Genomic DNA, 22,513 nt, shown 5'->3' with positions numbered 1-22,513 from the left:
CGCCCCCGGCGCCAGGTCAATGATGGCGCAGCGCGTCGATGAGCTGCGCCTTCTTCATGCCGCTGCGGCCCTCGATGCCGACCTTCCTGGCCTGCTGATATAACGCTTCGCGGGTCCAGTCCTCATAGGGGGGCTGTTTGCCGCCCTTGCGTCCGGCATTCGGAGTGTTGGCGATGCGGGCGGCCTTGGACTTACTCATGCCCCGGTCACGCAGTGCTTCATACTGATCGGGGTTCTTGATCTGCTTGCCCCTTGCTTGAGTAGAACGAGCTTTGCGAACAGCCATGATCGTCTCTCCTCACATGATGGATAAGCGGACTCCCATGGTGCATTCCTCAGGTTGGACACGTTGTATAACTTTGCAAAGTTGCGATGGCCGTGGAAATCAACCACCGCAACCCGGCTCCATATTGAAAACGGAGCCTCCGCGTTTCGCTCAGAAGTCGTAACGCGCCTGCAAAGCAATGGAGCGGCCCGGTTCCAGCAGTGGACTTACATCGGGGAACTCCTGCCCATAGCTGGCCCGGTCCACGTAATCCTCGTCATTGAGGTTGTCCACCGACAGGCGCAGGGTCAGCGGCGGCACCGGCCGGTACTCCGCGTAGATGTCCACCACCGTGTAGCCCTCCTGTTTGGCGCCGTTGCTCTCCACGTCGTCGTTGTCGAGGGCGATTTCCGCGCTGGCGCCCAGTTCCAGCGGCCAGCGTGGCACTGCGAACACGCCGCTGACGGTGATCAACTCACCCAGCGGCGCGGTGAAATAGTTGCCGTCGTAGGAGGTGGCCGGGTCGCCGTCTTTCTCCGAATCGATGTTGGCGTATTTCACTGACACTTCGCCCAGGCGCCCCATGTAGCCCACCGCCAGGTCGTAGCCATCGATGTCGAAATCCGCCACCGCGGCCGGGTCGCCGCCGTAGGACGGCACCCGGGCGTTGGCGATGGCGGTGCGGAAGCGATTGGCCTCGGCGAAGAAGCCGCCACGATGCAGGTGCAATCCGGCGGTACGGTTGTGGGCGCGCACCGGCTCCAGATTGGCGTAGTCCCAGGCGCCGTTGAGGATGTAGTTCTCGGCCAGGGCGGTGCCCGCCCAGACATCGGTGTAGCCAGCGTTCAGTGACAGATGATCGTTGACGTGGAACTCGCCGAACACGTTGCTGCTGACGCCCTCGTCGTCGTGGTGGGAATCGTCGGTACCGGTGAAGGTCTGGTCGTCGTAGCGGGCGCCATAGGAGAGTTCCAGCCGTTCCCACAGATCCTGGCGAAACTGCACGAAGACCCCGGTATTGCGGGCGGCTTCCTCCAGGTCCGCGCTGCCGGCCTCACGAAATATCGCGCTGTCATCGTAATGGTCGAGGCCGAAGGTGATATTGGCGAAGCGGGTGTGCGCCACGTTCTTGAGGGTGGCGGAGACGCTTTCGGTGATGCCGGTGTAGACCACCCGGGTATCCGGCGCGGACAGCGGCACTTCGCGGGTGTCCAGTTCGGTTTCGTTATGAGCCAGCGTTACCGCCGGGTTCCAGTAGCCCTGGCCGGTGTCGCGCTGGTAATTGAAGACGGTATTGCGGCGGGTCAGATCGTAGACCCGGGAATCGGGCACCGGCCGGCCGCCGTCCAGACCGGCGAAGTTGGCCCGGTAGGGGCGGGCGGCATCGTCGTTGACCACTTCGTGACTGAGCTCGAAGCGGCCCGCTCCGGCATCCTCGTAGGCCACCTTGACCAGGCCGCTGATCAGTCCGGGGGCGGTGAAACGGGCGGTGTCGCCGTTGCCGTCTTCGTAGTCATTGCCGTCGGTATGCTTGATGTAACCCAGCCCCTCGAAGCCGCCGGCCCGGCCAAAGGCGGCGCCGGCAACGGACCGGGTATCGCCGTTGGAGGCATAGCGTCCGTCCAGGAAAGCGCCCGCATTGTCGTCCGGCGCCAGCAGATCGGCCGCGTCCACGGTCTCGTAGGCGAGACTGCCGCCCAGTGCGCCGGGGCCGGCGTCGGCCGCCGCTACACCGGCGGAGGCGCGCGCGGCTTTGAGCAGGGACGGGTCGATCAGATTGGTGGCGTTGTGGTGGAACACCTTGTTGTTCTGCCGGGCGCCATCCACGGTGACCACCATGGCGGTTTCCTCGACACCGCGCACATAGACTTTCTGGTTCATGGCGATGGGGCCGCCCACCGTCACCGACGCCTCCTTCTTGAACAGATCCTTGATGTCCTGCGGACGCTGCGCCTCGATGGTCGCGCGGTCGTAGTCGAGGGTGCGCGGCCGCCCGCCCTGGTGAGTCGGCGCTGTGACCGTCACAGGGGCGAGCCGGGTGCTGGTGCTGGCGGCCTTGAGCGTATAGCTGCCGTCATCTTGACGTTCGGCCATCAGTCCGCTGCCGGCCAGGATGCGGTCGAGGGCCTCCTCGCGGCTGAAGCGGCCGCGCAGGCCGTCGCTGTGCTTGTCCGCCGTCAGCCGGAGGTCGCCGGCAATAAAGGTGCCGGAGCGTTCGGCGAAGCGTGTCAGCACCGTGTTCAGCGGCCCGGGGGGAATGTCGTACTGCTGTTGCTCGCTGCCGGGCGGGGTGGTTTGGGCGGTGGCGCCGGTGAACGGTACGCCGCCCAGACCCAGGGCCACGCCAAGGGCCAGGGCGCGCAGCCGGCGGCGCGTCGGTGCTGAATGTGACACGGTATCTCCTGTTGTCGTCGGTGCCCGACAGTGCGGGCTTACCAATACATCGAACAGGTAGGTTGAAAGCGGAAAATTATTTTTCTTCTGCCCGGAAGCCGGGGCCAGGGCCGATCTCCGTCCACCAGGGCAGAGGGCGTTGGATACGGATCGGCAGGGCCGCCTCCAGCATGGTCAGTGCCCGTTCCGGTTGCGCCAGCGGATAACCGCCGAAGACCCGCAGACCGGCCACCTCCGGCGCCACGTTGATGAAGCCGTGTTGGTAGTGCCCCAGCTCCTTCACCAATTCGTCGAGGCGGATGTCGTCGGCCAGCAGGATGCCCCGATGCCAGGCCTCGCGCGCCGGGTCCGCCCGGGCCGGTGTCTCAATGTCCGTTGCGGAAAAGCGGGTCTGAAAACCGGCCGGTAGCCGCGCCTGCTGGTGGCCGCGGGTGGTGATTGCCACCTCGCCTGCGTAGACCGCCAGGAAAGTGCGCTCCTGTTCCAGACGGACGGTGAAGCGGATACCCAACGGGCGGGCGACGCCTGCTGGTGTGGCCACTTCCAATGGCCGTGGGTCGGGGCCGGTTTCCAGCAGGATCTCGCCGCGCAGTAATTGAAAGTGGCGCTGGGGTCCGGTCAGGTCGGTGTTCAGCGCGGTGTCCGTGTTCAACCACACCCGGGTGCCGTCCGCCAGTTCCAGGGCGCGGATCTCGCCGACGCCGGTGCGGTGGCTGGCCCGCCAGGCGGCGATCCGCTCGCCGGCGCCGGTGACCTGCCAGCCGGACCAACCGAGGCCGCCGCTGGCAAGCAGCAGCGCCAATCCCTTGATCACGCCCCGGCGCCGCAGCCGATCATGGCGTGCGCGCTCCAGAGTGGCTTCGGTGTGATGTGGATGGTCTCCAGTGGCGGCTTCGAAGCGCTGCTCCACCTGTTCCACCAGGCGCCAGCCCTGTTGATGGTCCGGGTGCCGGGCCAGCCATTGCCGCCAGCGCTCGGTGTCCGCCTCCGAGGCCTGGCCGGAACGCAGTAGCGCGAACCAGTCGGCGGCGTCACTGAGGATCCGGGGATCGAGCGGCGCGGATCGTGTCACGAGTGGGGCTCCGGGGCGCCATCCAAACGTGCCTGCAAACGCAGACAGGCGAGCATCGCCCGCGACAGATGGTTGCGCACGGTGCGGTCGGTTATCCCCAGACGCTGGGCGATTTGCTTGCCGTTCAGGCCGTGCACCATGGACAGCACGAAAGTGCGCGCCACCATCGGCGGCAGCCGTTTCAACATGCCGTCCACCGCCACCAGCGCTTCCAGGGCGGCGGCGCTTTGCTCGGCGGATGGCGCCTCGGCCTGCGGATGGTGGGCCAGGGTTTCCAGCCAGGCCCGTTCGATTTCCCGGCGGCGCCACAGATCCGCGCACAGCCCCCGGGCCATGCGGCTCAGATAAGGGCGGGCGCTGCCATGATCCAGCGGTCGCGGCCGCGTCAGCAGACGCAGGAAGGCATCGTGGGCCAGGTCGGCGGCATCGTCGGCATCGCCCAAGCGGCGCTGCAGCACGCGGTGCAACCAGCCGTGATATTCACTGTACAAGGCGTGGACCGTAAGGGGGTCCCGTGTGGCGCCGGACATTTGCCGCCCCCGACATTTTTATAAGGTTAGGGATGACGGCGAGTCTATGTGAGAATGGATATCATTACAATGATGTCCGGGGGGAGGACAGAACCGGGAGGAAGCCTTCCTGATCCAGAAAACGCTGGTGGTCGCGGAGGGCGGGCAGCAATTGTTGGTCCGCGTAGGGGCAGCCGGTGTTGCCGGGATCGTTCTGACGTCCCTTGCCCGCCTGTTCGGCGCCATGGCCCTGGCCATCCTCCAGCGCCAGGAGCATGGGCTCATAGCCCAGGCGCCAGGCCGTCAGTTGCGGCAGGCTGTGTCGCAGCGCGGCGAGGATGCCCAGGCCGGCGAAATCCAGATCGCCCCAGAAGAACGCGGGCAAGGTGTTACTGAGCCAGCGCGCCTGGAAATCAGCGCCGTCGCTGCCGGGCAGAAAGGCGAAACGGGTGTGGGGGCTGGTGAGGCGCTGAGCGCTGGCGCGGAAACCGCCGCTGTAGAGCAAGGCGTGGCCGACGGGCGCCTGTTCCACCAGACGCAGGAAGCTGTCCTGGTTTTCCACGATCAGTAAGCGGTCGAAACCGGCCGGCGCCCAGGCGGTGAGCAGCAAAGGACGTGGCCGGAGGTGTTGGGCGCGCTCGCCGAACAGGCGGGCGAGCAGGTCCTGGCGGCCATCGAGAAACTTGGAGTCGCCGCGAAAGCAGCGGGCGGAGAGTTCACGCAAGGTGAGGTCGCTGTCCAGCAAATTAGCGGCAAGGACGAAGTGGCCGACCATGTCTTCCGGTGATTCACCGGCCAGTGCCGGTTGGGCATCGAGCAGAGCCGCGCCGCCATCCTGGAAATGCGCTTCATGGCCGCTCAGAGCGTTCTGCCAGGCTCGTCTCCGTGGATCCACGCGGGGACGATCGAGCCAGTCGCGCAGTAGTGCCTCGCAGCTTGGATCAAGACGCAGTTGGGCGTTCTCGTAGCGTTCCTGAAAAGGATCCAACCGGGAGTCGTAATGGATGCTGAAGACCCGGTATTCCCGTGCCAGCCGTTCCACCAACTGCCAGCGATAGCGGGTGTCCTCACTGAAGCGGAACAATTCCGGCACCGTGGTTTTTTTGACCCGCCGGGTGATGGCCTGGGTGCGTGGGCGCTCCAGCCGGTCCAGGAACCAGCTCAGTAACCGCCGCAGCCAGGGCTCCTCCTCCAGCCAGGGCGGCGCGCTCATGGCATCCCTTCCATCACGAGAGCCCTTCTATCATGAGAGTCCTTCTCATCACGAAATCCCTTCCATGAAGTCCAGCGCGCCTTGCTGGCGGATCACGCGCCGGTGTTGATCCCACAGCTCGGCGATGCGTTCCTGGTTGAGTTGCTGGCGGTCCACCAGCACGCGGGTATTGAGTTCGCCCACCGGCACCGGGCTTGGCACCTTGCTGAACACGAACTGGTTGCTGACCAGGTCCAGGAAGGGGCCGGCCTTGCTGGTGGGCATGATGAAGATCAGTTGCAGGCCCAGGGTTTCGGTGAGGTAACGGATCACCTGGCGCGAGCGGGTTTCGTCCATGTGCATGAACGCCTCGTCGACGATCACCATGCGCAGGTGGCTGTCGCCTTCGTTGAAGCGGAACGCGCTGGTGATGGCGGCGGCGCGGATAATGTAGGCGGGCGTTTCCAACTGGCCGCCGGAGCCGGTGCCGTACTGGCTGAGACGGATCGGCGCCTTGCCTTCCGGGTGTTTGAGAATGTCGTAGCGGCGATAGCGCCGGTAGTCGCTGATTCGCTCCAGTTCGCGCAGTGCCTGCTGTTCGTCGCCGTCCAACAGCAACGCAAGCAGCCGGTCGCGCACATCCGTGGCCTTGTCGGAGAGGGTGCTCTCGAACAGGCTGGCGCCGTCGCCCAGGTTGGGAATCTCGGTGACTTCGCGGAAGAAGTCCCAGTATTCCTTGTATTCCTGCACCCACTCCCAGTCGAAGGAGAACCGTTCCCGGTCGGCGCCGAAGTAATGGTGTTCCAACTCCTTGTTCAGATTCTTGAGAGTACGCTCGCCGTCCTTGATGGCTTGCTGGATCTGGTTGCACAGATCGCTGACGAAGGTGGTGTTGAAGGTGTCACGCAGGCCGCCCAGTTGTTCCAGTTTGCTCAGCAGGACATTGTTGCGCAGCCGGTTGTGCAGGTTGTCCAGCTGCTGATGCAGGTGGTGCACGTGGCCAAAGAACGGGGCGCTGTGCAGCTCCTCGGCGGTTTCGATAAGGATCTGATCCGCCGGCTGGGCCTGCTGATTGTAGTCAGCGACAAGCCGTTCCAGAGTGACTGCGTTGCTGTTCAGGGTGTTGAGCAGGGCCCGCTCCTCGCTGTCGAAATCGATGTCGTCCTGGGCGGCCTGCAAGCGCCGGTCCATGGCTTCGATACGGGGCAGCACATCCAGATCCGGCCAGTAGCGGGTGCAGGCGTGCAGGTGTTCCTCGGCGTCTTCCTGATCCTGTTGCAGTTGCTCACTCTGGTCGGCGAGGGCATTGATGGCACGTTCGCAGGCGTGTTGCTGCTCGCCGATCTTGCCGTTTTCCTCCTTCAATTCGCCCTGCCGTTGGCTCAGCTGCTTGTGCCGCTGACGGGCGTCCTGCTGTTGCCGTTCCAGCTCTTCATGGTCACTGAGGTCGAGATTGGCCAGGGCCTGTTCGGTGTCGGACAACTGGCGCTGGCATTGCAGCAGATGAGTGACGGTGGCCACCCAGTCCAGCGGCTTGAACTCGAGCACTTGCTGTTGCAATTGCCGCACCGCCTGATAATCGTCGCTGGCGTGGCGGTAGCTTTCCTGTGCGTCCATCAGGGCGTTGCGCTGCGCATACAGGTTGCGCTCGCGGGCGGTCTCGCCGAACACCAACTGGCTGTCGTCCAGATCGCAGCGGAACAGCGCGTAGTTGCCGGAACCCAGGCCATCGCTGGTAATACCACGCCGGGTGCGGCGCAGGGTTTCGGCGTCGCCGACTCGTACCACATTGCCATAGGAGGCCTTCAGATAATGCTCCGCCGTGCGATGAGAAAAACGCAGCACATGGAAGATGGACTCCGCCGGCAGCGCGGCTTTCTCCGCGTCCCGCCGCGCTTGCTCGCCCTGGATCACCCGGGCCTTGTTGCGCTGGCGGCCGGCCAGCCGGCGTACCACGCGGATCGCCTCGGCTTCGTAATCCGGCTCCACCAGAATGCCGAAGCGGGCGCCGCCCAGGTAACCCTCGATGGCCATTTGCCATTCCGGGTCCTGCACTTCCACGTGATCGCAGAGCACGCGCGGGTCGGCCTGGGGGCACTGCTCGCGGATCGCTTGCAGCGCTTCTTCCACATCACGGGGATAGTTCACCCGTTTTGATTCCAGTGTGCTGATGCGGTGCTGAATCTGCTTTTGCTGTTCGTCCAGTTTTTCCAGAGCCTGCGCTCTTTGCGTCACCAGGCGGTCCAGCCGCTGCGCCAGGGAGAGGCTTTCCCGGTCGGAGGCGGTTTCCGCCTGTCCGTGCAATTGCTCCGCCAAATAGTTGTGCAACTGTTGCTCGGCGCGGGCCTGTTCCAGACCGATTTCCAGCGGCGACAAATCGATCCAGTCCCGCGCCAGCATCTGATTCAGGTCCGGTATCGGGCGCTGCTCCAGGGCCAGCAGTTCCTTGCTGGTGGCGCGCCAGCCCTTGCTGGCGAACAACGGCAGTTCCAGCTCGATGCTGTGACGGTTGAGCAGATCACGCAGATTGCGTAATGCGGTGAAGTTACGGCTGCGCTGCTGATCCTGCTCCAGCAGGGGGCGGGCGCCTTGCTGCAACTGTTGGGTCAGGCTTTCCAGCTGTGCCTGCAGTTGCTGTTTATCACGCAGCGCGGGGATGCCCTGTATGCGTGCTTCCAGCCCCACCAGTTCGTCGTGGGCCTGCTCCAGGCGCTGTTCCACCTGTTCCGCTTCTTCGCGCAACGCCTGTTGTTGCTGGCGGAGCTGGGATTGTTCCTCTTTTTTCTCCAGATACTGGCGCTGGTTGCGGCGGTAACGTTGCGCGGCGGCGCCGTAGGCGAGGGCGGTGCGCTCCAGCCAGGTCTCTTGATACTGCCCGGCCAGGCCGCGGGCCTGCTCCAGATAGTCCACGCTGGCGCGCAGTTGCCGGGCCTCCTGCTCCATGCCATGGATAGTGCGCAGCATGTCGCGGATACGACGTAGCGTGTCGCCCATGTCCTGGGCTTCCAGCACTTCGCCGGCGACGAACTGATCGATGGAGTCCACCGGTTTGTACGCCATGAAACGGGCGAAGGTGCGGGCGGCGTTCTTGGCTTCCTGCTGGGACACTGCGTCGCGGCGGCCGCGCAGGGCGCCGTACAACCGGGCGAGATAAGCGCCTTTCTTCTCGTAGGTCTCCACGTTCTTCTTGCCGAACGTCCGGCGCAGCGCATTGGGCAGCTCGGTGATTTCCACCACCTGACGCTCGGCGCCTTCGCCGTGCACGAAGTGCGACAGGCTCAGCATCTCGCCGGGCACGATCATCAACAGCAGTTCATTTTGCCGCGCCTGGGCGGTGATGCCGGCGCGGTCCAGATGCGCGCGCACGCCAATCACCGCCGTGAACGGCTCGGCGGTCTCGCCCTTGGTGGGATGAAACACGCCGGCCAGGTAACCGTCGCTGTCATAGGGGCGGGCGAAGGCGCCGTCGTCGCAGCCGAGAATATAGGACGCCAGGGTACGCACCTGCTTGCCGCCCCGGCCGCGCTGGGTGGTTTCGTCCTGGCCCGGGTTGTAATTGAACAGATTGTCGTGGGCGGCGGTCATCAGCGTCTGCAGGGCGTCGGCGGCGGTGGTCTTGCCGGAGCCGTTACCGCCGGAGAACAGATTGATGGGACCGTATTCCAGCTCTTCGGCGGGCAGGTTGCCCCAATTGACGGTGATGGAACGTTTCAAAAACATGGGCGGCTCGGATCAACAAAGGCGAACGTGAAATAACCGGTCATGATGGCAGCTCTTCCGATGAAGGGGCTTCGGCGTCCGGCCCGTCGCCGGTGAGCTGGCTGAGTACCGCGTCGGTGACCAGGCTGGTGATGTCCGGACGGATGGTCAACCAGGTCTCGGCGTCTTCCAGACCGTCGTCGCTGGCGGTGCGGATCAGCCGTAACTGACGCAGCCGGCGGAACAGGGCGCGCCGTTCGGTGAGCGCCTCCGGCAGGGGCCGGCCAAGCAGATTCTTGCTGGCCAGATTAAAGGCTTCCAGCGGCAGCATCACCTGGCCGTGTTCGTCGATCTGACCTTCGCGCAACGCTTTGTCGTACTCCGCGCGCAACACCAGAATGGCGGCCACTTCCTGTTGGCTCAGGCGCTCACGCAGACCCTGGTTGAAGCCGTCCTCGCTGTCGGCCAGGCCGGGCACCTCGGCGCCGGGCGGAAACAGCCGCAGCGAATGAAAACGCCGTTCGTGCAGCAGGCGAATGCGCAGCACGCTCAAATAATCCTCCACCAGATCGGCCACCTGCAGGTAGCGATCGTAGAGCTCCGTTTCTTTTTTGCTTTCGTCGCGGCACAACACACCCCGGTCCAGCAGCCGGATCATCAGTTCGGAGAACTGATCCGGGCCGACGCCGCGGGCCTCCAGAGCCTCGGCCAAAGCGTCACGTATCGTCATCGTGTTCCAGTTCCAGCAAGAAACCATCACGGCGGGCGAAGTAGCGTTCGCCGATGATGGGGTCGGTGGGTTCGATGCGCAGCCGGAAACCGTTGGCCCGATGGTCGGCGCTGCCCAGCTCGATCACATGGCTGAGCGCCAGCAGATCGGTGGCGCTGTTCACCGGCAGGTCGCGGTTGTCGATGCGGCGGCTGGCGCCCAGAGCCTGTCGCAAATAGTCACGCAGACCTTCGCCGTGGATGCTGAACGCCTTCTCCAGCAACTGTTGAATCGCCAGGTCGCGCAGTGTGGCCGGGTCCGGCGCGTCCAACTGCGTCATGCGGCTTTGCACCTGCCGTTTCTCCCGCTGCTCGCGCAGCCGGTTCTGGGCCGGATCCACCAGCCCCAGACGCAAATGGGCCATGGCTTGCCCGGCGGCCTCCAGGCGCTTGGCGGCGGTGGCATCATCCAGCTCGGACAGCTCCCGACACAGGCCGACAATATCGCTGTGCTGCTGGCTGTGCAGATAGCTGAGCTGGCGGATAATAATGTCCGCCCGCCGGGTAAAGCCCTGCAGGGTCCGGCGTAGCGCCGGCAGCATGATCTCGGCGGCGCTGCGCATGCGGGTCTCGATGCTGTCCAGCAACTGCCACAACACCGAGCCCTCCGGGTTGATCACCAGATCCGGCGCCAGCCGCCGCAGTTCCAGCTCCGCGTTACGCTTCCACGCCTTGGGCTTGCGGCGGATGCGCTCGATCGTGTTCTGGATGCGGTCGCGGTGTTTCTCCACGCTGTCGGCGGACATGCGGATCGCCACGTCCGGCTGGAAGCGCTTCTCCATGAACTCGAAGAACTGGTCGCTGGCCTGCTGCACCAGTTGCTGGGCCTCCACTTCCTTCACCAACTCCCGCTTGCGCTCTTCCAGCTCGGCGATGATGTCGGTGAAGTCGGCGATGATGCGTTCGGAATGCTCGTGGGCGTCGAGCAGATCATAGACCTCGCCGCGATCCAGAAACGCGGCCAGCGCATTGAGCGTATTGCGGGTATTGCGATGGCGGGTGCGGATGCCGCGGCCGTCCACCTCCGCCAGAGTCTGGGTGAACAGGCGCCCGGTGCGGCTGAACGGATAGGTGGACTGAAACGACGCCTCGTCCTTGTCCCGCTTCAGCCAGCCGTGCTCCACCAGCGTATTGAGAATCCAGGCGGCCTGCTCCCGATTGTTGCGGAAGCGGCCGCCGTCCTCATCGCCGCCCTCCAGCAAGGGCGCCCGTTCCAGCGCCTCGCTGAACACATCCAGCACCTGCTCGCGCTTGAGCGACTCGCCGTAATCGGCCTGGGCGCTGTACAGACGCTCGTGCAACAGCCGCAGACACTCCGTCACCTGCTCGCGGTACTTGCCGGTCAGCGGCTTGAAGAATTGGTGGCGGTCTTCCGTGAAAAACATGGCGTCAGCTAAAGAGTTGAAATAAAGCGTTGGAATAAGGGCCGATGATACCGGCAATCGGCGGCGGCTGCCTGCTGGCCTGCCCGCATATTCAGAGCTATGTTGGCATCTTCGGTTGGATGCGCAAACCGGGGCTGACGGGGCAGGATAGGGGCTATGGACAAGCAGATCGAGATTTATCAATCGTCCGATGGGCAGACGCAAGTGGAGGTGCGTTTCGAGCGCGATACCCTGTGGCTGACACAAGCGCAAATGGCGGAGCTGTTCGACAAGGATAGGGACACCATTGGTCTTCATCTGAAAAATATCTATGAATCCAATGAGTTACAGATAGAGGCAACTACCGAGGATTCCTCGGTGGTTCGTCGGGAAGGGAACAGGCAGGTGCGGCGGAAGCTGCGCTTCTACAATCTGGACGCGATTATTTCGGTGGGCTACCGGGTCAATTCAAAGAAGGGCACCCAGTTCCGCATCTGGGCCACCCAGCGCCTGAAAGAGTACCTGGTACAGGGCTACGCCATTAACCGTGCCCGCTTCGACAAAAACGCCTCCGAACTGGAGCAGGCCCTGACCCTGATAAAGAAAGCCGCGCGAAGCCCGGAATTGAGCGGGGAGGCCGGCCGTGGCCTGGTGGATATTGTCTCCCGCTACACCCAGACCTTCCTTTGGCTGCAACGCTACGACGAGGGATTGCTGGAAGAACCGTCCGGGGAACGGGGCGGCCAGCTACCGGACGAAGCCGAAGCGATGCGCTCATTGGGCAGCCTCAAAGCCCAGTTGATGGAACGGGGAGAAGCCACGGAACTGTTCGCCAGACCCCGGGGCGATGGCCTGGGCGCCATCCTGGGAAACCTGGACCAATCCGTCTTCGGCGACCCGGCCTATCCAACGGTGGAAAGCAAAGCGGCGCACCTGCTGTACTTCATCGTCAAAAACCACCCGTTCGCCGACGGCAACAAACGCAGCGGCGCCTTCCTGTTCGTGGACTTCCTGCATCGTAACCGGCGCCTGTTCAACTCCCAGGGCGACCCTGTCATCAATGACACCGGCCTGGCGGCTTTGGCGCTGTTGGTGGCGGAGTCCGACCCGAAACAGAAAGAGACTCTGATCCGCCTCATCATGAACATGCTCAGTCAGGGGTAGGTCGCTCGGCCTCTCGCAATTCGGCAATAACTTCAACTCGAAGCCGCTGTGGGAGCCCAGCTTGCTGGCGAATGAAATTACTCTCTATCTCCACCTCAGCCACCATCCCCCCACAACCAAGCCGCCACCGCCTCCCGATTCCCCAACGCAATCTGCTGCGCCTCCGGCGCCCGATTATCGGCCACATCCAAATGCAGCAGCTGCACCACGTAATTCACCAGCGCGGCACGGCAGGGAATCAGCAAACGGCCGTCTTCCATGGCGTAATCCCGGGCGATCATCGCCTGCTGGCGGGCGTCCAGACGCGGGTCTGGCACCACTTCCAGGGTCAGCGGGGTCTGCCAGGCCTCGTCCTCGTCGGCTCCCTGCCACGCCTCGGTAACCGGTTCCGGATCATCCTCGATCCGGCTCAACACGAAATCCCGGTACGCCGAGTTCTTCTCGCACCAGGCGCGCACATGCCAGCGCAGCCCGCTGTGCACCACCGTATGCGGCTGAATCACTCGCTCCTCCGGCACCGGATTACGCAGGGACGCATAACGAATCTCCACCCGCAGCCCCTCCCGGCAGGCCTGCAGAATAGGGCGCAACACCGCCGGGCGAAGATCCCGCCGGGGCGGCAACAACACCTCCGTGTTCAGCTCCCGCACGTCCAACGCCTCGAAGGCGCAGCTCAAATCCTCCCGGGCGTGCATCATCTGCAAATACTCGTCCGCCACCCCGCGCGTAAACCGGGGCGTGAAGTCAGGGGAGGGCTTGTAACCCTTCAAGGAACGGTCATAGACCAGATTCTCCGGCGCGTGCTCGGACAAATACTGGTTGATGTCCTTGCTGGCCTGCTGCCGCCCGATCCCGAACGCCCGCTGCAGGTGATTGGTGGTCAACCGCCCCTCCCAAAGAGCGATCACCTCGATCAACCGATACCGCAGCAACAAATCCCAACGCAGAGGCCACTTCCCCGCGTTTTGCCCAGTAGTGCGCGCCATCTTCCCACCTCCCCAAAGTGCGCCAAAAAGCGATATAACCCGAAAGACGACATGTTCATGTAGTCAGTATTGTCATGACGATAATAAAGTCATAGCTTGGTTGTCCAGAGAGCGATGTCGCTTTGGTATCAGGGGGCTTGCCGTGGGAGCACGAGGAAGTAATAAGAAAGTGGGAGCTGCCGGACTGGCTCAGACCAATGTATGTGATAAAGTTCACACTCGTACAACGAAAAGCCCCGCGCCAGAAAGGCGCCGCCAGGCCGCGATTGGGGACGGCATGGCAAGAAGGGACAGCAACATGGAAAGCCCACACCACAACCTGAAAACCCGACAACGCCGGGAGCGTCACGGCTACCCGGACAATCTGTCCTTGCGTGTCCACCGCGCCCTGAGCTGGCTCGACCGCGCCGAGCAGGAAGCCGATCCGGACAGCCGTTTCATTTTTCTGTGGATTGCTTTCAACGCCGCCTACGCCACCGAAATTGACGACCGGCATGGGCTCAACGAGCAAACCACCTTCAACGGCTTCCTGCAGAAACTCTGGGACCTGGACAGCCAAAAGCGCCTGGACGAACTGGTATGGAGCGCCTACTCCGGTGCTATCCGAGTCCTCCTGGACAACCCCTACGTCTTCCGCTGCTTCTGGGAACACCAAAAAGGCAACCTGACGGAAGACCACTGGAAGCAGAGCTTCGAGCGCGCCAAGAAAGCCGCCAACACCGCCCTGGCCAAACAGAATACCCCCACCGTCCTCGCCATCGTCTTCAGCCGCATCTACACCCTGCGCAATCAGATCATCCACGGCGGCGCCACCTGGGGTGGCAGCGTCAACCGCCAACAGATCCGCGACTGCGTCGCCATCCTCAATGACCTGGTGCCGACGGTGATCGAGATCATGATGGATAATCCGGGGGCGCTGTGGGGGGAGGCGAGTTATCCGGTGGTGAGGAGCTAAATGTGGAAGTGCTCCTGCACGCGCAATCATTGCTCCAGCGGGGCGGTCCGCAGACTGCGGCAGAATTCTTGGAAGAGCACATGGCCAGACAGCCCGGGGACTTCCGTGTGGCTGCAGCACTAGGGCGGGTGTATCGGCGCCTTCAGCAACCCGAAAAAGCCGCTCATTGGCTGCGCTACTCACTTCAAAACCGCTATGTCACTCCTGACCTGGACGAGGAAGACATTACCTACTTTGGCGAGGCAGCAGAGGAAGAGCCGGCCCTTGATCTGGACCATGAATACGGTGTGGATACTTGTGGACTGAGGCCGGCTAACGACGATGCTCCTCTTGAGGGTGATCGAGAGGAAGAGCCTGGGAGTGAGGCTGAAGCGGGCAGGTCTTCTGCCCCTTTGACAGACATCCCCGATTTCGATCAGCAGAGCGAGCTCGTAGAGCCAAAGCAGGATGATGAGGATATTCCGTCCATAGAAGAGCTAGAGAACCTTCAGGAGGATCTTTCTGAGCTATTTGCAGAAGACGATGATGAGGAGGATGACGGGGCCGATGATGTCGTGTACGTCGAACCGATTCCGGATGACGCAGATTACTATGATGACGAGAATGAACTAGCCGACCATTTGACCCATTGGGAGAAGGCGGAAGGCATTGCAGCCGAGATTGCTGTCGAAGCGGGTTGGTTAAAAAAGGATATTGAAATCCTTATTGAAGTTCTCAGTTACCACTGTAGCCATGGGAAAACTCGGTCTGCTATCCGGGAACTGTTGGTCGAGAAAGAGGCAACTCCCGTAGAGCTAGAGATTCTGCATGATCTTAGGCAGTTGTGGGGTGGAGGGGGGTATAACCGATCATATAGAAGGAACAAGGCTGAAGACGGCTGGCCAAATGTTTCATGGCAGCTAGGGTTACGTCTGCTTAGAGGCCTGAGAGTGGATTCAGTTGACGAAGTCTTATTGTTCGTGGAGGACTGTTTCGAGGAATGGGGCGCATCCCCCAAGCAACTGAATGCCTTCCCGATATTTACTTATTATCTTGATTATATTCTGGCGCACATGGAAAGAATGTCAGAGCGTTGCGGCCAACCTATACCCTCGTATATCGAATATCAATTCTTTGATGATCAGGGCGAAGGCTATGAAGAATGGTATGAGCCAGGATTTCGCGATGGCTACAGGATCATAACGTGATGCCGGTGGAAGAGGGGTAGTTATGGTGATGCCGATTGTAGAGGGTGCTTTTGTCCGACTGAAAGACAGCCAAGACGCCAAAGATGTTGGTCTGGTGCAAAAAGTATCTGATGAGATTCCCGCAAGGGTCAAAGTTTATTGGGTAAAGCGTAAGGCCTCAGTCTCTCACCCGGAAACTGACCTGACATCGGGTCTGATGCGCGATATGGAGGTCGAGCATTGTCCAGTAAGAGCGACCCAAAACCCTTTGGGCTGGGGGATTGTCCGCGCAACACGGAACATTGCTGGTCATGCTCAAGCTCTCGTCGAATTTCAGGAGAACAATCAGCGCCTTTGGTTGCCCTGGCAGCGTCTGCGCCAAGTCCGTGGAGCTCTCCATAGCTTTAATCTTGGACGTTTCGAGGGAGAAGGAGGGGAGGAAAGGCAGCGGCTCCGCCTGCTTTCCTGGGCGATCCAGCTATGGAATGAAAATACCGGGGCATTGGCGACATTCGACGTTGATCCTCTTCCCCATCAGATCCATTTGGTCCATCACATCATCGGCTCGGGTCATTATAACTGGCTGATTGCGGATGATGTGGGGCTGGGTAAAACCATTGAAGTTGGGCTGTTACTTCACGCTGCCATGGCAAAAGGTGAGGCAGACAGGGTCCTCATCATCACCCCTGCCGGCCTGACCAGGCAGTGGAAAGAAGAGCTGTACGGCAAGTTCGGGTTCGAAGGATTCAGAATCTACGGGGATGACTTCCAGATCCACGATCCCAGGGACTGGAAAAAAGAAAACCATGTAATCGGTTCAATGGACCGCCTCAAACAGGATGATCACCTGAATATCCTGCTTCAGGCTGACGATTGGGACTTGGTGATTGTTGACGAAGCGCACCGGCTGTCACGCAGACAGTATGGCAACAAACTGGATGCCAGCCAGCGCTACGCCATGCTACATAAGTTGCGCAAACGTGCTCAAAACGTACTGCTGCTTACCGCGACGCCCCACCAGGGTAAGCAGGACAGCTTTGGCGCGCTATTGGAGCTGCTGGACCAGGATCGTAAAAGTGAGATCCGTACCCTTGCCCTAAACCCCGAAATCATCAGCGACATGGTTATCCGTAACTACAAGGCAGATGTCACTGATATGGAAGGCAACTTCCTGTTTCACGGGAAAACTGTGCGGCAAATCGATGTGCCCCTTTCGGAAGAAGCTGTTGAGTTCGATAAACAGCTCCGTGAATACCTGCGCAAAGGCTATGCAGCCCAAGATTGGGATGGGAAAGCCAAAGGGCGTGCCATCGGCTTTGTGATGACAGTGTATCGCAAGTTGGCAGCTTCTAGCGTGGCGGCAATAAATACGGCTCTTCAGCGGCGGCTGGAACGCTTGAGAGGTGAAGAAAAGCAGGCAACGCAGTTTTATGATGACGAGCGCTACCAAGGGGAACAGGAAGAGATAGAGGCCCAGAAAACCCAGGCATCTCCATTCTTCCCCGGCGAAGAGGGCATTCTAGAAGGGCTAATTGCAAAGGCGGCTAGTCTCGAAGCCAACGATGCCAAACGTCGTGCCTTCATGGATGGTCTGGTTGAGACGGTCATCAAGGAGAATGCTCAGGAAAAAATCCTGGTATTTACTGAGTACCGCAGCACTCAAAAGTGGGTCAAGGATGCCCTGGATGCTCGGTTCGGCAATGACAGCTGCGTGTTGATTCATGGTGGTATGGACATGCAGGAGCGTCGTGAAGCCATTGCCGCCTTCGAAGAGGATGGCGGTGCCCAGTTTCTGGTGTCCACAGAAGCGGGCGGTGAAGGTATCAACCTGCAGCATCGCTGCCACATCATGGTGAACTACGACCTGCCATGGAATCCTATGCGCTTGGTGCAACGTGTAGGCCGTCTCTACCGCTATGGCCAAAAGAAGCGGGTTGTTGTCTTTAATGTTCACCAATCAGACAGCGCAGATGAGCAGGTTCTCAGCATCCTTTACGACCGACTGGAATCTGTCGCTCAGGATATGGCCAATGTACAGCGGCATGAGTTCAACGATGCCATCAAGGAAGATGTTCTTGGTGAGCTGGCTGATTTAGTCGATATTGAGGAGGTTTTGGCTGAGGCGGCTAACGATAAGCTGGAACGTACCAGTGAGCGTATCAATGAAGCGCTTGAGCGGGCCAAGAAAGCAGCTTCTGAACAGCAGGAACTGTTTAAGCATGCTGTCAATCTGGACAACAAGGAAGTGGCTGGTGAGCTGGTTGTTACTGTCGAGCACCTTCAAGCCTTTATCGAGGGAATGGCCAGAATTGTTGGTTTTGAGGTCATGGAGAAGACCCACAAGGGGCTTGTTTGGCAAATAAAGCTCACCGAAGGGGCGATGGAGTCCCTGGGTGTTGTCCGTAGCCGCTTTGGCCTGGCTTTTGATCGAATGCTTGCAGCCAAAAAGCCAGAGCTACTACCAATGAATATGGATAACTGGCTATTCAAAGGGTTGATCGCGTTGGCTCGAAAGTATGACTTCGGAGGCACAGCAGTGGCCGGCAGTGGCTACCAATCCGAATCCGTTATTGTCGCGGTAGCTCGTTGGCAGAATGACCGTGGCAGGCGAGCACGCCAAGAACTGGCCATGGTGGCAGTGGAAAATGGCAATGCAAGCTTGAATCCACCCTGGTTCAGCGAGTGGCTGATGCAGCCATGCCCGCCCTCAGAATGCGAAGACACAGACAAAGCCCAGCGAAAAGCCTCGCTACAGCTTGCTAGTGAGCGTATGGAGAAGTTCCTTGCGGCGCAGAGCTCCGAAACGTTGCTGCCAGACCAGATGCAGTGGATTTCAGCAGGCTGGAAAGGTAGAGGGAGGAGGGCAGAATGAAATTGTTATCGATTCATAGGTTTGGATAATGATAATTATTTGAATTTATAGTCTCTGTTTATGAAAAACAGACCGAATAGCTTCGGTTGGGTAACTAGAGGAAAAAGTTTTGCCAATACCCGATTTCCAGTCCGTCATGCGCCCCATGCTGGTTTCCATCAATGATGGCAGCCCGAAACTCATGGCGGAGGTACAGGAGGATGTATGCACACACTTCCGCCTCACCGAGGAAGAGCGTGCCCAGCGTCTGCCCTCGGGCAAGCAGACCTACATCAAGAACCGGGTAGGCTGGGCGCGGACCTACATGAAAAAAGCCGGGCTGCTCACCAGTCCGGGCAAGGGGCTGATCCAGATTACCGACCGTGGCCGAAAAGCCATGGAGGATTGTCCGGAACGGATCACCGTGCGCTATCTGAAGAATTACCAGGAGTTTGTGGATTTCCACACCCGCTCCCCTAGAGAAGAAAACACGGAGCGGCAAGATGTAGAGACTAGTAGCGATACGCCGGACGAGCAGCTGCAGCAGGCCCATACCTCATTGATGGAATCTCTGGCCGATGAGCTACTGGATACCATCACGGCGGCGACGCCGTCCTTCTTTGAGAAACTGGTGGTGGATCTGATGCTGGCCATGGGCTACGGGGGATCCCGGGAGGATGCCGGGCAAGCCACCCGCTACACTAGCGATGGCGGTATCGACGGCATCATCAAGGAAGACCCGCTGGGCCTGGATGTGATCTATCTGCAAGCCAAGCGCTATACCGAGAAGGTAGTAGGCCGCCCGGAGGTGCAGGGTTTCGCCGGGGCGCTGGACATGCAGCGGGCCCGTAAGGGGGTGTTTATCACCACCTCCAAGTTCAGCGGCGACGCCCGTGACTACGTGGGGCGGATCGAGAAGAAGATCGTGCTCATCGACGGCCAGGAACTGGCCAAGCTGATGATACAGTACAACCTAGGTGTGGGAATCAAGGAAACCTACGAGGTGAAGCAGGTCGACAGCGACTACTTCAACGAGGAATAATCAGCCGCGCCGTCATCACTGCCGTCCATGGGACATACCAGACAACACCGAGATGTATCAATGACCCAAAAGCTCACCCTGCAACAACTGGAATCCTTCCTCTGGGAAGCCGCCGATATCCTGCGCGGCAATATGGATGCCTCCGAGTACAAGGATTACATCTTCGGCATGCTGTTCCTCAAGCGCCTGTCCGATGCCTTCGAGGAAGCGCGGGAAACCGTGGTGCAGTACTACCTGGGCAAGGGCAAGACCCAACAGCAGGCCGAGGCGCTGGCTGATGACGAGGATGAGTACGACAAGACCTTCTACGTGCCCGCCACCGCGCGCTGGGATGCCCTGAAAGACCTGAAGCACGATATCGGCTCCGAACTGAACAAGGCCACCGAGGCCATTGAAGAGCACAACGGCTCCCTGGAAGGGGTGCTGGTGACCATCGACTTCAACATCAAGAACAAGCTCACTGACAAGAAGCTGCGCGACCTGCTTAGCCACTTCAGCCGCCACCGGCTGCGTAACGAAGATTTCGAGCGCGCCGACCTGCTCGGCACCGCCTACGAATACCTGATCAAAATGTTCGCCGACAGCGCCGGCAAGAAGGGCGGGGAGTTCTATACCCCCTCGGAAGTGGTGCAGTTGCTGGTGTCCCTGCTCAAGCCCCACGCCGGCATGCGCATCTACGATCCCACCGCCGGTTCCGGCGGTATGCTGGTGCAAACCCGCAACTACCTGGCCACCCACGGCGAGAACCCGTCCAACCTGTCCCTCTACGGGCAGGAGATGAACCTGAACACCTGGGCCATCTGCAAGATGAACATGTTCCTGCACGGGGTCTACAGCGCCGACATCAAGAAAGGCGACACCCTGCGCGAGCCGCAGCACACCGAAGCCGGCGCGCTGATGACCTTCGACCGGGTCATCGCCAATCCCCCCTTCAGCCTGAAGAAGTGGGGCAAGGAAGACGCCGACAGCGACGCCTATGGCCGCTTCCCCTACGGCACCCCGCCCAAGGACGCCGGCGACCTGGCCTTCGTCCAGCACATGATCGCCAGCCTCAATGCCGAGGGCATGATGGGCGTGGTCATGCCCCACGGCGTGCTGTTCCGGGGCTCCAGTGAAAAGGCCATCCGCCAGGGCATCCTCAATGACGACCTGCTGGAAGCCGTCATCGGCCTGCCCGCTGCCCTGTTCTACGGCACCGGCATTCCCGCCTGCCTGCTGATCATCAACAAGGCCAAGCCCGCCGAGCGTAAAGGCAAGGTGCTGTTTATCAACAGTGAGCTGGAATACGAGGAAGGCAAGAACCAGAACAAGCTGCGCGAGCAGGATATCGAAAAGATCGTTCAGACCTTCGAGAACTTCGAGGAGATCAAGCGCTACTCCAAAGTGGTGCCGCTGGCCGAGATCGAGGAAAACGACTTCAACCTCAACATCCGCCGCTACGCCGACACCAGCCCGCCCCCGGAAATCTTCGATGTGCGCGCCATCCTTCACGGCGGCATCCCGGTGCGGGAAGTGGAAAACGAGTATATCCGCGAAGAGATACTGGAAGGCTTTGATGTGACTGCGGTGTTTGTGCGCCGGGATGATGACTACTATGACTTCAAGCCGAAGATCGGCAGCAAAGAAAAGATACGCGAAGTAGTAGAAGCCAATTACCCGACCGCCAGGGATGGCGGAAGTGCCGATAATGCAGGAGCAATTATCGGCCAGCTGGAGCGCTGGTGGGACAAGTATCGGGTCTCACTGAGTGAGATGGATGCCCAAGTGGCGGAAGCGGAAAACGTGATGAAGGGCTATCTACAGGAACTGGGCTATGAGTGAGACACGTTCCAGCCTTGAGGATGTCATTAAATCGAAGCCTGAAGATTGGGAGGAGAGGCGGCTTGGCGATCTTTTCAAGCAACGCAAAGAAAAAAATCGCCCGGACCTTCCTTTGTTGGCCGTAACAGGTGCCGGAGGGGTTGTGCCTAGAGACTCCTTAGAAAGGCGCGATACATCCAATGCGGATAAGTCGAAGTATCTTCGAGTTTGTGAAGGTGATATTGCTTACAACACGATGCGAATGTGGCAGGGCGTTTCAGGCCTTTCTGCACATGAAGGCATCGTTAGTCCTGCATATACTATTTGTCAGCCAGTTAATGGTGTTTCAAGTGGTTATATGTCTCAGCTTTTCAAGCTTCCGGAGTTAATTCAGGTTTTTCACCGAAATTCCCAAGGTTTGGTTGATGATACGCTCAACCTTAAGTTTGAGAATTTCTCTCCTATCCGTATTCCAGTTCCCCCTCTCCCCGAACAACAAAAAATCGCAGCCATCCTGTCCTCCGTCGATGACGTGATCGAAAAAACACGCGCACAGATCGACAAACTGAAAGGCCTGAAAACCGGCATGATGCAGGAGTTGTTGACCAAAGGCATTGGGCATACCGCGTTCAAGGATTCGCCGGTGGGGCGGATTCCGGAAGGGTGGGATGTAGTCTATATTTCTGATGTGTGTACCCACATAGTCGATTGCGTTAACAAAACCGCGCCTGTCGTGGATTATGTGACTCCATTCAAAATGATACGAACTACAAATGTTCGTGATGGCCGGATATTAACGGAGGGTATGCGTTATGTGACGCAAGAGACTTTCCAATCGTGGAGTCGCCGCCTCTCATTACGGAAAGGTGATCTTATCTTCACCAGGGAGGCTCCGGTTGGCGAATGTGGACTGGTAGATAATGCGGAGGGCTTGTTTCTGGGTCAGAGAACAATGGTTTATAGGGCTGATCCGCAAAAGTTAGACAATCGATTCCTGCTCTTCTCATTGCTCAGCGAATATTGTCAGAGTCAAATTGAAGACCTTAGTGGTGGCAGCACTACGCCCCACTTGCGGGTGCCAGATTGCAGCAAGATCATTATTAAAGTCCCCCCGATGGAAGAACAGAAAGAGATTAGCAGTGCTATCCACTCAGTTTTCGATAGCATTGACACTAAAGAAAGAAAAGTTACGCAACTGATAGCGGTTAAAAAAGCCCTAATGCAAGACCTGCTCACCGGCAAGGTCAGAGTCAACGTCGATAACAAGGAGAACGCAGTCGCCTGAT

At 60.1% G+C, this 22,513-nt stretch carries 16 protein-coding genes; 7 read left to right on the top strand and 9 right to left on the bottom strand.

What is annotated here, in order from left to right; genetic code table 11:
• Window positions 1-16: 16 nt before the first annotated feature.
• From RYH70_RS13845 to RYH70_RS13810, 8 genes are all read right to left on the bottom strand, one after another.
• A complete protein-coding gene (locus RYH70_RS13845) occupies window positions 17-286 on the bottom strand; it encodes a DUF7218 family protein (RefSeq protein ID WP_022995271.1) in 270 nt (89 codons plus the stop codon).
• 150 nt (window positions 287-436) lie between these two features.
• Window positions 437-2,659, bottom strand: a complete 2,223-nt coding sequence (locus RYH70_RS13840) for a TonB-dependent receptor (protein ID WP_316308366.1) — start codon at window positions 2,657-2,659, stop codon at window positions 437-439.
• 76 nt (window positions 2,660-2,735) lie between these two features.
• A complete protein-coding gene (locus tag RYH70_RS13835; protein ID WP_317009285.1) occupies window positions 2,736-3,731 on the bottom strand; it encodes a FecR domain-containing protein in 996 nt (331 codons plus the stop codon).
• Window positions 3,728-4,261, bottom strand: coding sequence for a sigma-70 family RNA polymerase sigma factor (locus tag RYH70_RS13830; RefSeq protein ID WP_317009284.1), 534 nt, complete (start codon window positions 4,259-4,261; stop codon window positions 3,728-3,730). Before RYH70_RS13830 ends, RYH70_RS13835 begins: the two co-directional genes overlap by 4 nt.
• Before the next feature lie 64 nt (window positions 4,262-4,325).
• Window positions 4,326-5,453, bottom strand: coding sequence for a Wadjet anti-phage system protein JetD domain-containing protein (locus RYH70_RS13825; protein WP_317009283.1), 1,128 nt, complete (start codon window positions 5,451-5,453; stop codon window positions 4,326-4,328).
• A gap of 48 nt (window positions 5,454-5,501) precedes the next feature.
• Window positions 5,502-9,152 (bottom strand): ATP-binding protein, encoded by a 3,651-nt coding sequence (locus RYH70_RS13820; RefSeq protein ID WP_317009282.1) that lies wholly within the window; start codon window positions 9,150-9,152, stop codon window positions 5,502-5,504.
• Window positions 9,153-9,192: 40 nt separating this feature from the next.
• Window positions 9,193-9,861, bottom strand: coding sequence for a DUF4194 domain-containing protein (locus tag RYH70_RS13815; RefSeq protein WP_014995452.1), 669 nt, complete (start codon window positions 9,859-9,861; stop codon window positions 9,193-9,195).
• Complete coding sequence (locus tag RYH70_RS13810; protein ID WP_317009281.1) at window positions 9,848-11,284, bottom strand: Wadjet anti-phage system protein JetA family protein; 1,437 nt, start codon at window positions 11,282-11,284, stop codon at window positions 9,848-9,850. Before RYH70_RS13810 ends, RYH70_RS13815 begins: the two co-directional genes overlap by 14 nt.
• 156 nt (window positions 11,285-11,440) lie before the next feature.
• On the opposite strand from RYH70_RS13810, the gene RYH70_RS13805 reads away from it, so the two are divergent.
• Window positions 11,441-12,427 (top strand): virulence protein RhuM/Fic/DOC family protein, encoded by a 987-nt coding sequence (locus RYH70_RS13805; protein WP_317009280.1) that lies wholly within the window; start codon window positions 11,441-11,443, stop codon window positions 12,425-12,427.
• 95 nt (window positions 12,428-12,522) lie between these two features.
• On the opposite strand, the gene RYH70_RS13800 is transcribed toward RYH70_RS13805, so the two are convergent.
• On the bottom strand, window positions 12,523-13,413 hold the full coding sequence (locus RYH70_RS13800) for a helix-turn-helix transcriptional regulator (RefSeq protein ID WP_317009279.1): 891 nt from the start codon (window positions 13,411-13,413) through the stop codon (window positions 12,523-12,525).
• Window positions 13,414-13,711: 298 nt separating this feature from the next.
• Here RYH70_RS13800 and RYH70_RS13795 point away from each other — a divergent pair, with 298 nt between their 5' ends.
• The 6 genes from RYH70_RS13795 to RYH70_RS13770 all read left to right on the top strand — a co-directional run bounded on the left by RYH70_RS13795 (window position 13,712) and on the right by RYH70_RS13770 (window position 22,512).
• Entirely contained in the window at window positions 13,712-14,368 is a 657-nt protein-coding gene (locus RYH70_RS13795) for a HEPN domain-containing protein (protein WP_317009278.1), read from the top strand.
• A gap of 2 nt (window positions 14,369-14,370) precedes the next feature.
• A complete protein-coding gene (locus tag RYH70_RS13790) occupies window positions 14,371-15,555 on the top strand; it encodes a tetratricopeptide repeat protein (protein ID WP_317009277.1) in 1,185 nt (394 codons plus the stop codon).
• 22 nt (window positions 15,556-15,577) lie between these two features.
• Window positions 15,578-18,406 (top strand): helicase-related protein, encoded by a 2,829-nt coding sequence (locus RYH70_RS13785; protein WP_317009276.1) that lies wholly within the window; start codon window positions 15,578-15,580, stop codon window positions 18,404-18,406.
• Between the two features lie 109 nt (window positions 18,407-18,515).
• Window positions 18,516-19,427 carry a restriction endonuclease gene (locus RYH70_RS13780; protein ID WP_317009275.1) on the top strand — a complete coding sequence of 304 codons (912 nt, stop codon included), beginning with the start codon at window positions 18,516-18,518 and terminating at the stop codon, window positions 19,425-19,427.
• A 60-nt stretch (window positions 19,428-19,487) separates the two neighbouring features.
• On the top strand, window positions 19,488-21,248 hold the full coding sequence (locus tag RYH70_RS13775; RefSeq protein ID WP_317009274.1) for a type I restriction-modification system subunit M: 1,761 nt from the start codon (window positions 19,488-19,490) through the stop codon (window positions 21,246-21,248).
• Window positions 21,241-22,512: a restriction endonuclease subunit S gene (locus RYH70_RS13770; protein ID WP_317009273.1), complete on the top strand. Its 1,272-nt coding sequence runs from the start codon at window positions 21,241-21,243 to the stop codon at window positions 22,510-22,512. Before RYH70_RS13775 ends, RYH70_RS13770 begins: the two co-directional genes overlap by 8 nt.
• Window position 22,513 lies beyond the last annotated feature (1 nt).

Source organism: Alloalcanivorax xenomutans (assembly GCF_032810065.1).
Taxonomy (GTDB): Bacteria; Pseudomonadota; Gammaproteobacteria; order Pseudomonadales; family Alcanivoracaceae; genus Alloalcanivorax; species Alloalcanivorax xenomutans.
This window is presented reverse-complemented; position numbering and strand designations above follow the sequence as displayed.

Coding starts and splice junctions, on each gene's coding strand:
- RYH70_RS13845 (WP_022995271.1), bottom strand. CDS start 286: ATGGCTGTTCGCAAAGCTCGTTCTACTCAAGCAAGGGGCAAGCAGATC.
- RYH70_RS13830 (WP_317009284.1), bottom strand. CDS start 4,261: ATGTCCGGCGCCACACGGGACCCCCTTACGGTCCACGCCTTGTACAGT.
- RYH70_RS13825 (WP_317009283.1), bottom strand. CDS start 5,453: ATGAGCGCGCCGCCCTGGCTGGAGGAGGAGCCCTGGCTGCGGCGGTTA.
- RYH70_RS13820 (WP_317009282.1), bottom strand. CDS start 9,152: ATGTTTTTGAAACGTTCCATCACCGTCAATTGGGGCAACCTGCCCGCC.
- RYH70_RS13815 (WP_014995452.1), bottom strand. CDS start 9,861: ATGACGATACGTGACGCTTTGGCCGAGGCTCTGGAGGCCCGCGGCGTC.
- RYH70_RS13810 (WP_317009281.1), bottom strand. CDS start 11,284: ATGTTTTTCACGGAAGACCGCCACCAATTCTTCAAGCCGCTGACCGGC.
- RYH70_RS13805 (WP_317009280.1), top strand. CDS start 11,441: ATGGACAAGCAGATCGAGATTTATCAATCGTCCGATGGGCAGACGCAA.
- RYH70_RS13800 (WP_317009279.1), bottom strand. CDS start 13,413: ATGGCGCGCACTACTGGGCAAAACGCGGGGAAGTGGCCTCTGCGTTGG.
- RYH70_RS13795 (WP_317009278.1), top strand. CDS start 13,712: ATGGAAAGCCCACACCACAACCTGAAAACCCGACAACGCCGGGAGCGT.
- RYH70_RS13785 (WP_317009276.1), top strand. CDS start 15,578: ATGGTGATGCCGATTGTAGAGGGTGCTTTTGTCCGACTGAAAGACAGC.
- RYH70_RS13775 (WP_317009274.1), top strand. CDS start 19,488: ATGACCCAAAAGCTCACCCTGCAACAACTGGAATCCTTCCTCTGGGAA.
- RYH70_RS13770 (WP_317009273.1), top strand. CDS start 21,241: ATGAGTGAGACACGTTCCAGCCTTGAGGATGTCATTAAATCGAAGCCT.